A 12,168-nucleotide genomic window follows, 5' to 3' on the forward strand; every position below is an offset into this window, starting at 1 on the left:
CTTTCCGATGGCTAAAAGTTTTTCGCGTTCGGCTTGTTAAAGCCGTAGCGTTCGAAAAATTCCTCACGGAAGTCGGCGAGTCGATCTTGACGAATCGCCTGTCTCACCTGCTCCATTAATTTTATCAAAAAATAGACATTATGGTAAGACGTGAGCCGGATGCCAAATGTTTCATCACATTTGATGAGATGGCGGATGTAGGCGCGCGTATAGTTTCGACACGTATAGCAGTCGCAGTTCGGATCAAGCGGTGTGAAGTCACGGGCGTACTGGGCGTTTTTGATCACCACCCGCCCTTCACTCGTCATGACCGTCCCGTTGCGGCCAATGCGCGTCGGCAAAACGCAGTCAAACATGTCGATGCCGCGAATCGCGCCGTCAATAAGCGAATCAGGCGAACCGACGCCCATTAAATAGCGGGGCTTGTCCGCCGGCAACAACGGTGTTGTAAACTCAAGCACCCGATTCATCACATCTTTCGGCTCGCCGACCGACAAACCGCCGACCGCATAGCCGGGAAAATCAAGCGACACTAAATCACGGGCGCTTTGCCGGCGCAATTCCTCATACTCGCCTCCCTGGACGATGCCAAACAGCCCCTGCTCATTCGGCCGGCGGTGCGCTTTCAGGCAGCGCTCCGCCCAGCGGCTCGTTCGCTCGACCGACCGTTTCATATAGTCGTACGTTGCCGGATATGGCGGACATTCGTCAAACGCCATGATGATGTCCGCGCCGAGCGCATTTTGGATTTCCATCGCTTTTTCCGGCGATAAAAACAGCTTGTCACCATTTAAATGGTTGCGGAAATGGACGCCCTCCTCCTCGATACGGCGGAACTCACTCAAGCTAAACACCTGGAAGCCGCCGGAATCGGTCAAAATGCCGCGGTCCCAGTTCATAAACGCGTGCAGGCCGCCTGCTTCCTCGACGATGTCATGGCCCGGCCGAAGCCATAAATGGTATGTGTTGCTCAAAATGACACCCGCGCCCATTTCCTTCAACTCTTCCGGCGACAGCGTTTTGACCGTCGCGAGCGTCCCGACCGGCATAAACATCGGCGTTTCAAACGAGCCGTGCGGGGTGTGGAGGATGCCAAGTCGCGCTCCTGTCTGTCGGCACGTTTTGATCAGTTCAAAGCGAATCGGTGTCGTCACCGTGCTGTTCTCCTTTCTTAAATGATGAGCATTGCATCGCCGAAGCTGAAAAAGCGGTACCGCTCTTTGACCGCTGTTTCATACGCGTGCAAAATATGCTCACGGCCGGCAAGCGCACTCACGAGCATGATGAGTGTCGATTTCGGCAAATGGAAGTTCGTCACGAGCCCGTCAATACCTTTAAATTCGTAACCCGGGTAAATGAAAATATCCGTCCAGCCGCTCTCAGCGGCAAACCGGCCGCCATGCCGACCGGCGATCGTCTCAAGCGTCCTCGTGGATGTCGTCCCGACGGCGATAATGCGACCGCCGTTTGCGCGTACACGGTTCAATATCGCCGCTGTTTCCTCGCCCATTTGGTAAAACTCAGCGTGCATATCGTGTTTCTCAACGTCATCCACTTGGACCGGCCGGAATGTGCCGAGCCCGACATGAAGCGTAATAAAGGCGATATGTACCCCTTTTTGGCGGATGTCCTCGAGCAGCTCCTCGGTAAAATGAAGGCCGGCCGTTGGTGCCGCCGCCGAGCCAATTTCGCGGGCGTACACCGTCTGATAACGCTCCGGGTTGTCGAGCTTTTCCTTAATATACGGCGGCAGCGGCATCTCACCAAGCTCGGCCAACACTTCATAAAACAATCCTTCATACGAAAACTCAAGCACCCGGCCGCCGTGCTCAAGCGTATCAAGACAGACGGCTTGAAGTTTCCCGCCGCCAAACGTGAGCTTTGTTCCCGGCTTGACCCGTTTGCCCGGCTTAACAAGCGTCTCCCAACGGTCACCGTCCAGCTGCTTTAAAAGCAGCACTTCGATCATCCCGCCCGTTTCCGCTTTTTCCCCATACAGACGCGCCGGCATGACGCGAGTATCGTTTAAGACGAGGCAATCGCCCGGATTCAAGTACGAAATAATGTTGCGAAATGTTTCATGGCGAATGGCGCCCGTTTGTTTATCCAGCACCATAAGCCTTGACGCCGCCCGGTCTGGGAGCGGCGTTTGTGCAATAAGCTCTTCTGGCAAATGAAAATCAAACAAGTCGACTTTCATCAAATTCTCCTTTCTTTAGCGAAATCGCCCGAGCACATAAAAAATCAAAGATAACACGACACTTAGCACGATCGATGTCACGATCGGAAAATAAAATGTCATATTTCCTTTGCGAATGACGATATCCCCCGGCAAGCGGCCGAGTTTGACAAACTGCATGACAAACCCGACAATGATAAGCACAGCGCCAATTGTCATAATCAACTTCGGCAAGCTGTTCACCGCTTCGGAACCTCCATTTCGAAATGGGCATACGCCGCCGGCGTAGCGACACGCCCGCGCGGCGTCCGTTGCAACAAGCCGATTTGCAGCAAATACGGCTCATACACTTCCTCAATCGTTTGCGCTTCTTCCCCGACCACAGCGGCTATCGTTTCAAGCCCGACCGGACCGCCGGCAAATTTTTCAATAATCGCCAAAAGCAGCTTATGGTCAATGTGATCAAGCCCGAGCCGGTCAACTTGCAGCCGCTCAAGCGCCTCAACGGCGAGCGGCAGCGTAATTTCGCCGTCCCCGCGCACTTGGGCAAAATCGCGGACACGGCGGAGCAGCCGGTTGGCAATGCGCGGCGTGCCGCGCGCCCGACGAGCCAGCTCAAGCGCCGCCTCATCGTTGATTATAATATGCAAAATGGCGGCCGCCCGCTCAACAATTTGCGCCAATTGGTCCACTTGGTAATATTCGAGCCGGCTGATGACGCCAAACCGGTCGCGCAGCGGCGCGGATAGCGCCCCGGCTCTTGTTGTCGCCCCGACAAGCGTAAACGGCGGCAAATCAAGGCGGAGCGAACGCGCTTCTGGCCCTTTGCCGATCATAATGTCCAAACAGTAATCTTCCATCGCCGGGTACAGCACTTCTTCAACCGTTCGCGGCAATCGATGGATTTCGTCAATAAACAGCACATCCCCAGGCTCAAGCGATGTCAAAAGCGCCGCCAAATCACCGGGCCGCTCGAGCGCCGGCCCGGATGTCGTCCGCAGCCTGACCCCCATTTCATTCGCAATCACGGCGGCGAGCGTCGTTTTTCCAAGTCCCGGCGGTCCATACAGCAAGACGTGGTCAAGCGTCTCCTCGCGCAGCTTGGCCGCTTCAATAAACACTCGCAAGTTTTCTTTCACCTTATCTTGCCCGATATATTCATGCAAATATTGCGGGCGCAAGTTTGGTTCGAACGCCGCCTCGCCACCTAAAGCGGCGCCGGATACAAGCCGTTCGTCCACCGTCGTCCCTCCCCTTTGGCCGATTGCCGGCCACCCTTTATTTCAACAACAGCGCCAGCGCCCGTTTTATGTACTGTTCCGTCGACATCGTTTCTTCGCGGAGCGCCGGAATAATTTTCTCGATTTCCCGTTCCGCATAACCGAGCGCCTTGAGCGCAACGACCGCCTCGGCAAGTTCCCCGGAAATGGGGGCGGCCGGGCGCGGGGCCGAAAACACTGTAAGCTTTCCTTTTAAATCTAAAATCATTTGCCGGGCCGTCTTTTTCCCAACCCCTGGAAACTTGCATAAAAACGCCTCATTTTCTTCCTCGATCGCCTGCACGAGCTCATCCGGACGGCCGGCCGCCAAAATGGCGAGCCCCCCTTTCGGTCCGATGCCGGACACTTGGAGCAGTTTCGCGAACAAGTTCCGCTCTTCACGCGTTAGAAATCCGTATAAGGCGTGCACATCTTCACGCACGTATTCGTATGTATACACTGTCACCGTCGCGGCGCGACTCTCGCGAAAGACAAACGGGTTCGGAGTCAAAATTTCGTAGCCGATGCCATGGTGGTCGATCACAACATATTCGGGACAGACGTAATCGACATACCCGCGGATAAACTCGATCAATGCGTACTCCTCTCCTTTTCTCGTCCTTTCATTGTATCATACGATTTCATTATAGCAAAAACAAATCCCGTGATGCGCTTCACACCACGGGATTCCATTTTATTGCACAATCGCAAAATGGCGATACATTCTGATCACTTGTTCATATTGCTCTTTCGAGAGGACGCGAATTCCTTTCTTTAGTTTTTCTTGCTGGCGGCTTTCGAGTTTTTGCACGTCGATTTGGAAAAACGACTGAATAATTTCACTCGAGCGGCCCGGCTTGCCGTTAAAAATGGACAACGTGCCATCGTCTGTAATCCCGAAATAACCATTTGTTTTGAGCAACGGAGAAATATCGTTAACCGTTTTGCGAAAAACAATCGTTCGGTCATCAAGGGTAATAAGCTGCCAGTCGCGGTATTTTTTCCATATTTCTGTTAACGAAAAGACCGTTTCCGTTCGTTTCTCCTCGCTGATCTCTCCGTCTAAATATTGCTGTTGCAGCACAATCGTCATGTTAACCGGCGCCGGCTCGGCGAACGTCTGATGAGTCGGCAACACGACCGCAGCAATCAACAACATGATGGAAAGAATTCGCATTGTCCGTTCCTCTCTTCCGACATGATGGTTTCCTTACATCATTAGTTTCGCCGATAGACGCCATTTTATTCCTGTTCCGTTAGCCTTTTTGCAAGGCAAGCTGCCGCCGGTCTACAAAATGCGGCGGGTATTCAAGCCAGCGGCGGTCGATCATCATGTTGACCCCGTCCTCGGTAAAAGCGCCGGCTTTGGTGATCAGACTGGCATATAAAGCGATAATATCGCGGCGGAGACTGGCCGCCATTGCCGCCCCGTATTCCGCCGTGCCAATCGCGGACAGGGCGTTAATGACCGCCATCATTAACTGATCGGAAAATGGCGGTTTCGTGGAATCAGTCACCGTCACATCGGACGACATCACAGTCGGCACGTCGCTTTCCCGCAAGACGTCATGGACCGTGTTCATAATGTCCGAGCAGACGCGCACCCCGCGCAAGAAAAAGTTGCGGATTTCCGGATCGCCGGCGACTTGGGCAAACCCTGTCAACGTCGCCTTGCCAATTTCGTTGTTACGCGCGGTCGCAAACAAATGGGCGACTTCGATGGCCAAGAGCGGACGGCGCGGGCCGAACCAGCCGGTTAAAAAGCTTTGCCGCTCGATGAATTCCACCTCTTTCGGGTAGGCCATATACGGCGGACGGACGTACACCCCTTTTTCAAGCAACAATTGGCGGGCGCGGTCGTTAATGTCGGTCGCTTCATTCAAAAACTGCCGGAACAAATCGACAACATCTTGCCGCGACGCCATGGCGATCGCCCCGCTGTGGGAAGTAAGGCCGAATTTCGACATATGGTATATATATTCAAGGTAAAAAACATCGCTGAACAGCTTCGGGGCCCCTGGGTAGACGTGCTTCTCGACCGGATAACCAATCGGCTTGGCGATCCCTTCAGCCGAACAAAGCTGTTCAATGGCGCGCAAATGCCCGTTGGCGACGTTCAACGTTTCGGCGATGAGCGGGCGAATGTCGTCGTCAGTCACCGTTTCGCTAAAATGGGTGAGCAGACAAGCGACGATGCTATCGTTTATATACGTGCTCCAAAGACTGGAAATCTCTGTACTTGTTAATGAAGCAACATTTCCTTCCATAATATTTTTGCACCCCCTTGTTTCCCTGTTATTATGTTCTGCGGCCTTCTGCTGTATGTAGTTAAGGCAAAAAAAAATCGCCAGCGTGCTGCCGACGAATATTATTCTTCCTCAAGCACCGATTCATCCAAGTTATGGTACACTTCTTGGACGTCGTCATCATCTTCGAGCGCATCGATTAACTTCAGCATTTTTTTCAAGTCATCGCCCGATAACGTTGTATATGTTTGCGGGATCATCGTAATTTCCGCGTTGGCAAACGTTAGTCCTTGTTGTTCGAGCTGTTCTTTTACCGTCTCAAACGACTCGGGCGCCGTATAAATTTCGAACGACTCGTCTGTCGTTTCCATCTCCTCCGCACCGGCTTCAACCGCCAAAAGCAACAGCTCGTCCTCATCAACATCGTGTTGCTCGCGGTCGATGACGAGCCATCCTTTGCGCTCAAACAAATAAGAAACGCAGCCCGTTTCCCCCAAGTTGCCCCCGTTTTTCGAAAAAGCCGCACGCACGTTGGCGGCGGTGCGGTTTTTATTATCCGTAAGGCAGACGACCATGACCGCGACGCCGCCTGGCCCGTATCCTTCATAACGGATTTCCTCATAACTGGTATGTTCCTGATTTCCCGTTGCCTTTTTAATCGCCCGTTCAATGTTTTCGCCCGGCATATTGGCCGCCTTTGCCTTCTCAATGACAAGACGCAGGCCCGGGTTGGCCGCCGGGTCACCTCCGCCGGTTTTCGCGGCGACATAAATTTCTTTCGCCAGTTTCATAAACAGTTTGCCGCGCTTCGCATCTTGGGCGTTTTTCCGCCGTTGGATATTTTTCCACTTCGAATGTCCAGCCATCGAAATTTCTCCTCTCATCACAACGGAATGTCCGATATTACTATAGCAGAAAACGCGGCAAATGTCAGCCGTAGTCGCCGTTCACTCATCGAGACGTAAAAAAGGGGCCAATGGCCCCCCTTGCTCGGCTAGCGGGTGTTTCTCGGCCGCTCTTGAATCGTATCACCATCGATGAAAATGGTGCGCAAATCGCGGCGAATCTCTTCCATACTGATCGGCGCGCCGCGGCGAATGGTGTTGTCAATCGTACGGACGCGGTTGTACATGCTCGGATTGGATGTGACACGCACCTGTTTGCCGTCGGCATACGGGGCTACCGCTTTGGCGACACGCTCTTCAAGTCGTTCGGGATGACGGGCATCAGTCGCAATGGCAATTAGTGCTTGATCGCCGTAAACAACCGTGCGTGCATCATCCACCCCGCCTATTGCTGCGGCGCGGCGTGAGAGCTCCTCAGCCAAACCGCCGTCATAGCTGCGGTAATACGACGGATGCGGATCGACATTCAGCGAATGTAAATGCCCGTGGTAGTTGTAGTCGCCGTCACCAAAATCGACGTCTCGCGGAAGAGCCGGAACGTCCGTATCAAACCGGGTCGCCGCCGGCCCACCGAGACGGCCGTTCTCGGCCAAATAGTCGGCCGCCGGTCCGCGGCGCGCCCACATATAGTTGTTATCGTAGTTGAGCGCGTTCGTCCCGTAACGACCGTAGCGGAAATCATCGCCCTGTTCCGTCGAGTAATAGCCGATCGGTCTTGCCGCATTGTTGTAGTGCCGGGCTCCTTCATCGTTGGCCCCGTAATTGGCACACGAAGCAAGCAACCCGGCGGCCGACAACACACCGATCCATTTGACCGCGTATCTCAATGGAAAACCCCCCTTGGTTTCCTTCGCCCCAGGCTGGCATGAAGCCAGCCTTACAATTAGCTTGCGGAAAAGGCAGGAGGGTTATCGCTGTCAGTTCACACCAACAAGGCGATCGCTAAAATTTAGGCGGTGCAATGGCCAACTGCCGTTTATGATGCGAACGTTCGTGCAACTGTTCAATAATTTTCCGATCCCGTTCCGGAATGTCTTCTCCTCTCAAGTATTTATCAATCATTTCGTATGTCGTGCCCATCTCACTTTCATCTGTCTGTCCTTCCCATAATCCGGCGCTCGGCGCTTTCGTGACGATTTCTTCCGGTACGCCGAGCAGGCGGGCCATTTCACGCACTTCGCCTTTTGTAAAGTGAATGAGCGGCACTAAATCGACCCCGCCATCGCCGTATTTCGTAAAGTAGCCGGTATGCCACTCCGCCGCATTGTCTGTGCCGACAACGAGGTAACCATAGTTGTTGGCGACGGCGTATAACGTCGTCATGCGCAGGCGCGCCCTCGTGTTCGCATCGCCGAGCCGCGCTTTTTCTTCATCCCAATCCCCGATCGCTTTCAGCTCAGCTTCTACCACGCCGAACAACGCTTTATGCGCCTCGGTCAAATCGATGACGAGATGCTGAATACCGCAACTTTCCACTACTTTGAGCGCATCTTCCATATCCTTCGGATTGCTTTTGCACGGCATGATGAGGCCGAGTGAATGGTCCGGAAACGCCCGTTTAATCAAATGGGTGACAACAGCGGAGTCGATGCCGCCGCTAACGCCGACTACCGCCCCTTTTAAGCCGGCTGACGCCACTTGCTCCCGCAGCCATTGCACAAGTTTGTCGATTTTTTCTTGCATCCGCCTTCGACTCCTTTTTCTAAAGATTCCATCCCTTATTTTAGCATAGCGCAAAGGCGGCGGACAAACCGTTCCCGCTTCTCCCGGTCCAATGCGAGCGGGCGGCGGCGTGCGACCGCCGGCCGCCATTCACGAAATACATCAGCAGGGAACAAAAGTGCATGCAAAAACCAATGTTTTTCCAGCCAACGTCTAAGCGGAGCAAAGCGGGTGAGCGCCGAATACGACCAATCGAGATGCGGCAAAATACGGTTTGCGTATTGCCAATAATCAAGCCCGGGCGAGGCGAGCGCAGCCGTGTCGTAGTCGATCATATATACATGGCCAGCAGCAGTACGCAAAAAATTATGGGCCGCTACATCGCCATGAATGATGGCAACAGACTCAGCTGCCAATTCTTGAGCATGCTCACGGCACGTTTCCAGGCAGTAATGCGCCCAACGCAGCGTGAACGAGATGTCCTCTTTTTCCATCACCGTTTCAATGAATGGCAAATGTCGAAAAAACTCGTCGTAACGGCGGCGCCATTTTTCATACAGTTGCACGGACGGCAACCACATGGACGCCTGCTCGCCGTAGACGATCCTCGCCGTAGCCAAATGGTAGCCATTTAGCACTTGAAGTCCGTCCGATATGTCGGGCTCGTTTGCGAATGAGAGCGGACGCGCATCGGCTACATATTCCGTCAACAGCCAATACCGTCCCCCGGCGGTGATCACACCTCCATGGCCGATCGGCACAACGGCCGGAGCGGCGAAAAAACCGGCGCGGCGCAAGGTGCCAAGCAGCCAAGCTTGCCGCCTGGCCGCCGCCAGCGAGCGGTACGCTTTCGCAATGAATGATCCGTGCCAAGTGACGATGGCGATGACATGCGGTTTCAGCATCACAGCCTGCCGAATAGCAAGACGGCAATGGCGATTAAGAAGAAAAAAGAGACGGCGGGCGGCGTCTCTTTCTGTTTGGTTACTGCTCCTCGCCATGCCCGCTCTCCTCATCCGGCGGCCCGGCAAACAGACGCGAACGGGCGGCCGGTGGGGCAGGCGATGGTGCGTATCCCGGCGGGCTTGTCGGGTAAACGACACCAGGCCACGGGATTGCCGGCGCAGCTTGTTGGAGCGCATATCCGTATGGAGTCGGCGGCGCGTACGTCCCGGAAGGCATGTATCCTCCATAATATTGGACCGGCGGATATACAGGCATATACCCAAAAGGTGGATACCCGGCTGGCGGCGCGTACACTCCAGGCGGCGCATATCCCGGTGCGGCGGCAGAACCGGTCTGGGCGAAAGCAGCTCCAGGCGGCGGAGCAAATGGAGCAGCAGTCCCGTGTTCTCCCGGTCCGGGAAGCGGCGGAGACGCTAAAGATTCACTGCTGCTTTCGCTAATGCCGGGAAACGGCGCTGAACTGCTTTCCGGGCTTTCCCCGGCTACTGATAAACCCGGCGGCGGGGAATAAGGCGGCATGGCCGGCAGCGGCGGCATATAAAATCCCGTCCCTGGCAAAATCGGCGTCACCGGCACACACCCTTGGTCAATACCGAACACTGGCGCCGCCGGCGGTGCAACCGGAACTGGCGGGATGTTCGGCAACGGCGGCGGGACTTCTTCACTTTCCGCTGCTACATGTTCCGCTTTCAGTTCAGCCGGACTTTCCTCTATCTCCTCTTTCATCATGCCGGGCAAAATGTTGCTCGGCTTTGGCGGAATCGGCGGCAGATTCGACAACGATTTGGCAAACGAAACGTGAGAAGCCGGAGCGGCCGGCGGGATCGTATGCGCAAGCGGCGGCGTATAATCTGCCGGTGCCGTCGGGGCCTCGTTCACCGGTACGTTCGGTGCTTCATTGACCGGCACGTTTGGGGTTACGTTCACCGGCACGTTCGGTGCTTCATTGACCGGTACGTTCGCCTCCTCCTTCCCTACTGCCTCCGATGTTCCATCCGCCGGCACCTTGGTTGTTTCTTTCCCCACCACTTTCGGCGCTTCTACCGCCGGCGCCTTAGCTGTTTCTTTCATCGCCGCTTTTGGCGCTTCTACCGCCGGCGCCTTAGCTGTTTCTTTCATCGCCGCTTTTGGCGCTTCTACCGCCGGCGCCTTGGCTGCTTCTTTCACCGCCGCTTTCGGCGCTTCAGCCGCCGGCGCCTTGGCTGTTTCTTTCTCCACCGCTTTTGGCGCTTCTACCGCCGGCGCCTTGGCTGTTTCTTTCATCACCGCTTTTGGCGCTTCTACCGCCGGCGCCTTGGCTGTTTCTTTCATCGCCGCTTTTGGCGCTTCAGCCGCCGGCGCTGCCGGCAACTTATTGGCAGCTGCTGGCGCTTCGTTCACTGGCGCTTCGTTTTCCGGAACGGAGCCGCCGGCTGTGTCAAGTTCCGTATCAATGTTGAACGAAACGAACGGTTTCGCTTCTGCGTACGGATGTTCTTCCACTTTCGGCTTTTTCGGCGCTACATACATTTTTGATTCTTTTTTTATTGGCACCCCTGCCGTCGGCACTTTCACTTTCATTCCCGGCATAATCATATCGGGATCACTCAAATGCCCATTTATCTTTTTCAATTGTTCAAAATCAACCCCGTATTTTTGGGCAATTTTCCAAAGGGTGTCTCCCTTTTGAACAATATGGATTTTCACGCCGTTCCCCTCCTAAACCGAGACTGTTTGCACTCTATCCGACCGATGCTTGTTTCGTGTTATCGTCTTTCAACACAATGTATGACAATGAGTGCCTATTTATGATAAAAAAATCCCCAGCTGGACGGAGGCGGCCCCGTCTCGCCAGGGAAAGGAACTAGGCAAGTGCAAGCATGCGGTCGAGCGCCCGTTTCGCTTCGAACGCCACTTCGTTTAATACGGTAATGCGGTTGACGACGATACCTTCGCTAAGTGATTCTAACGCCCAAACGAAGTGCGGCAAATCGATTCGGTTCATCGTCAAACACGGGCACATATACGGATTTAAAGAAATAATTTCCTTGTCCGGATGCTCATACTTTAACCGGTTGACTAGGTTCATTTCCGTCCCGACGGCCCACCGACTGCCGGGCGGGGCGTTGCGAATCGTTTCAATAATATATTTCGTCGATCCGGCGTAATCCGCCTGTTGAACGACTTCCCAACTGCATTCCGGATGAACGATAATGTTCATTCCCGGTTTCGTCCGCCGGATTTGCTCAATTTGCCGGACGGTAAAGTTTTCATGCACGGAACAATGGCCTTTCCAAAGAATGACTTTCACGTTATCAATCGCACCGGTGCATTGCAACGATTCTTCATGCGGATCCCAAACCGCCATCTCGTCAAGGCTGACGCCAAGCGCATAGGCAGTATTTCTGCCCAAATGTTGATCCGGCAAAAAGAAAACCCGCTCTTTTTGCGAAAAAGCCCACTGAACGATGTTTTTCGCGTTGGACGACGTCACAGTCGCCCCGCCATGGCGGCCGACAAACGCTTTAATCGCCGCTGTCGAGTTGACGTACACAAGCGGGAGGATCGTTTCGCCAAACCGGTCTGTGAGCGCCGCCCACGCCCGCTCGACTTGGAAAAGATCGGCCATATCGGCCATCGAACAGCCGGCGCGCAGATCAGGCAAAATGACCGCTTGTTCCTCACCCGTTAAAATGTCGGCCGTTTCCGCCATAAAATGGACGCCGCAAAACACGATATACTCCGCTTCATCGTTTTTTGCCGCCAGCTGGGCTAGTTGAAGCGAATCGCCGGTCGCATCGGCAAACTGAATGACTTCATCTTTTTGGTAATGATGCCCGGGGATAAACAGGCGGCGTCCAAGCCGTTCTTTTACCGACCGAGCGCGGGCTTCCAGCTCGCTTTTTTCCATTGTTTTGTACCGTTCCGGCATGTCATCAAGCCGTTTCAACTGCTCAAGTACGTTCATGTTT

13 protein-coding genes are annotated in these 12,168 nt (G+C 54.3%); all 13 read right to left on the bottom strand.

Going from position 1 to position 12,168, the window contains the following annotated elements; all coding sequences use genetic code 11:
- Nucleotides 1-11 precede the first annotated feature (11 nt).
- Nucleotides 12-1,154 (bottom strand): tRNA guanosine(34) transglycosylase Tgt, encoded by a 1,143-nt coding sequence (gene tgt / locus M493_RS12455; RefSeq protein ID WP_020960714.1) that lies wholly within the window; start codon nucleotides 1,152-1,154, stop codon nucleotides 12-14.
- A 17-nt stretch (nucleotides 1,155-1,171) separates the two neighbouring features.
- A complete protein-coding gene (gene queA / locus M493_RS12460; RefSeq protein ID WP_020960715.1) occupies nucleotides 1,172-2,200 on the bottom strand; it encodes a tRNA preQ1(34) S-adenosylmethionine ribosyltransferase-isomerase QueA in 1,029 nt (342 codons plus the stop codon).
- Nucleotides 2,201-2,215: 15 nt separating this feature from the next.
- Nucleotides 2,216-2,422 (bottom strand): DUF2905 domain-containing protein, encoded by a 207-nt coding sequence (locus M493_RS12465; protein WP_020960716.1) that lies wholly within the window; start codon nucleotides 2,420-2,422, stop codon nucleotides 2,216-2,218.
- Complete coding sequence (ruvB, locus tag M493_RS12470) at nucleotides 2,419-3,420, bottom strand: Holliday junction branch migration DNA helicase RuvB (protein WP_020960717.1); 1,002 nt, start codon at nucleotides 3,418-3,420, stop codon at nucleotides 2,419-2,421. Before ruvB ends, M493_RS12465 begins: the two co-directional genes overlap by 4 nt.
- A 37-nt stretch (nucleotides 3,421-3,457) precedes the next feature.
- A complete protein-coding gene (gene ruvA, locus M493_RS12475; RefSeq protein WP_020960718.1) occupies nucleotides 3,458-4,033 on the bottom strand; it encodes a Holliday junction branch migration protein RuvA in 576 nt (191 codons plus the stop codon).
- 99 nt (nucleotides 4,034-4,132) lie between these two features.
- A complete protein-coding gene (locus M493_RS12480; protein ID WP_020960719.1) occupies nucleotides 4,133-4,615 on the bottom strand; it encodes an intercompartmental signaling factor BofC in 483 nt (160 codons plus the stop codon).
- A gap of 79 nt (nucleotides 4,616-4,694) precedes the next feature.
- Nucleotides 4,695-5,705 carry a DUF3231 family protein gene (locus tag M493_RS12485; protein WP_020960720.1) on the bottom strand — a complete coding sequence of 337 codons (1,011 nt, stop codon included), beginning with the start codon at nucleotides 5,703-5,705 and terminating at the stop codon, nucleotides 4,695-4,697.
- A gap of 101 nt (nucleotides 5,706-5,806) precedes the next feature.
- A complete protein-coding gene (locus M493_RS12490) occupies nucleotides 5,807-6,550 on the bottom strand; it encodes a YebC/PmpR family DNA-binding transcriptional regulator (protein ID WP_020960721.1) in 744 nt (247 codons plus the stop codon).
- Between the two features lie 128 nt (nucleotides 6,551-6,678).
- Complete coding sequence (locus M493_RS12495) at nucleotides 6,679-7,416, bottom strand: YhcN/YlaJ family sporulation lipoprotein (protein ID WP_020960722.1); 738 nt, start codon at nucleotides 7,414-7,416, stop codon at nucleotides 6,679-6,681.
- A 115-nt stretch (nucleotides 7,417-7,531) separates the two neighbouring features.
- A complete protein-coding gene (gene nadE, locus M493_RS12500; protein WP_020960723.1) occupies nucleotides 7,532-8,272 on the bottom strand; it encodes an NAD(+) synthase in 741 nt (246 codons plus the stop codon).
- 35 nt (nucleotides 8,273-8,307) lie between these two features.
- Entirely contained in the window at nucleotides 8,308-9,252 is a 945-nt protein-coding gene (locus tag M493_RS12505; protein ID WP_020960724.1) for a phosphotransferase, read from the bottom strand.
- Nucleotides 9,236-10,903: a SafA/ExsA family spore coat assembly protein gene (gene safA, locus M493_RS12510; RefSeq protein WP_020960725.1), complete on the bottom strand. Its 1,668-nt coding sequence runs from the start codon at nucleotides 10,901-10,903 to the stop codon at nucleotides 9,236-9,238. The genes M493_RS12505 and safA overlap by 17 nt, the downstream gene beginning before the upstream one ends.
- 157 nt (nucleotides 10,904-11,060) lie before the next feature.
- The gene (nadA, locus tag M493_RS12515; protein WP_020960726.1) at nucleotides 11,061-12,164 is read right to left on the bottom strand and encodes a quinolinate synthase NadA; all 1,104 of its coding nucleotides are present in this window, start codon (nucleotides 12,162-12,164) and stop codon (nucleotides 11,061-11,063) included.
- Nucleotides 12,165-12,168: the final 4 nt, after the last annotated feature.

The sequence above is a fragment of the Geobacillus genomosp. 3 genome (assembly GCF_000445995.2).
Classification (GTDB): domain Bacteria; phylum Bacillota; class Bacilli; order Bacillales; family Anoxybacillaceae; genus Geobacillus.

Excerpts from the sequence above, each read along its gene's own strand:
- queA (WP_020960715.1), bottom strand. The coding sequence starts at position 2,200 with ATGAAAGTCGACTTGTTTGATTTTCATTTGCCAGAAGAGCTTATTGCA.
- M493_RS12480 (WP_020960719.1), bottom strand. The coding sequence starts at position 4,615 with ATGCGAATTCTTTCCATCATGTTGTTGATTGCTGCGGTCGTGTTGCCG.
- M493_RS12485 (WP_020960720.1), bottom strand. The coding sequence starts at position 5,705 with ATGGAAGGAAATGTTGCTTCATTAACAAGTACAGAGATTTCCAGTCTT.
- M493_RS12490 (WP_020960721.1), bottom strand. The coding sequence starts at position 6,550 with ATGGCTGGACATTCGAAGTGGAAAAATATCCAACGGCGGAAAAACGCC.
- nadE (WP_020960723.1), bottom strand. The coding sequence starts at position 8,272 with ATGCAAGAAAAAATCGACAAACTTGTGCAATGGCTGCGGGAGCAAGTG.
- M493_RS12505 (WP_020960724.1), bottom strand. The coding sequence starts at position 9,252 with ATGGCGAGGAGCAGTAACCAAACAGAAAGAGACGCCGCCCGCCGTCTC.
- nadA (WP_020960726.1), bottom strand. The coding sequence starts at position 12,164 with ATGAACGTACTTGAGCAGTTGAAACGGCTTGATGACATGCCGGAACGG.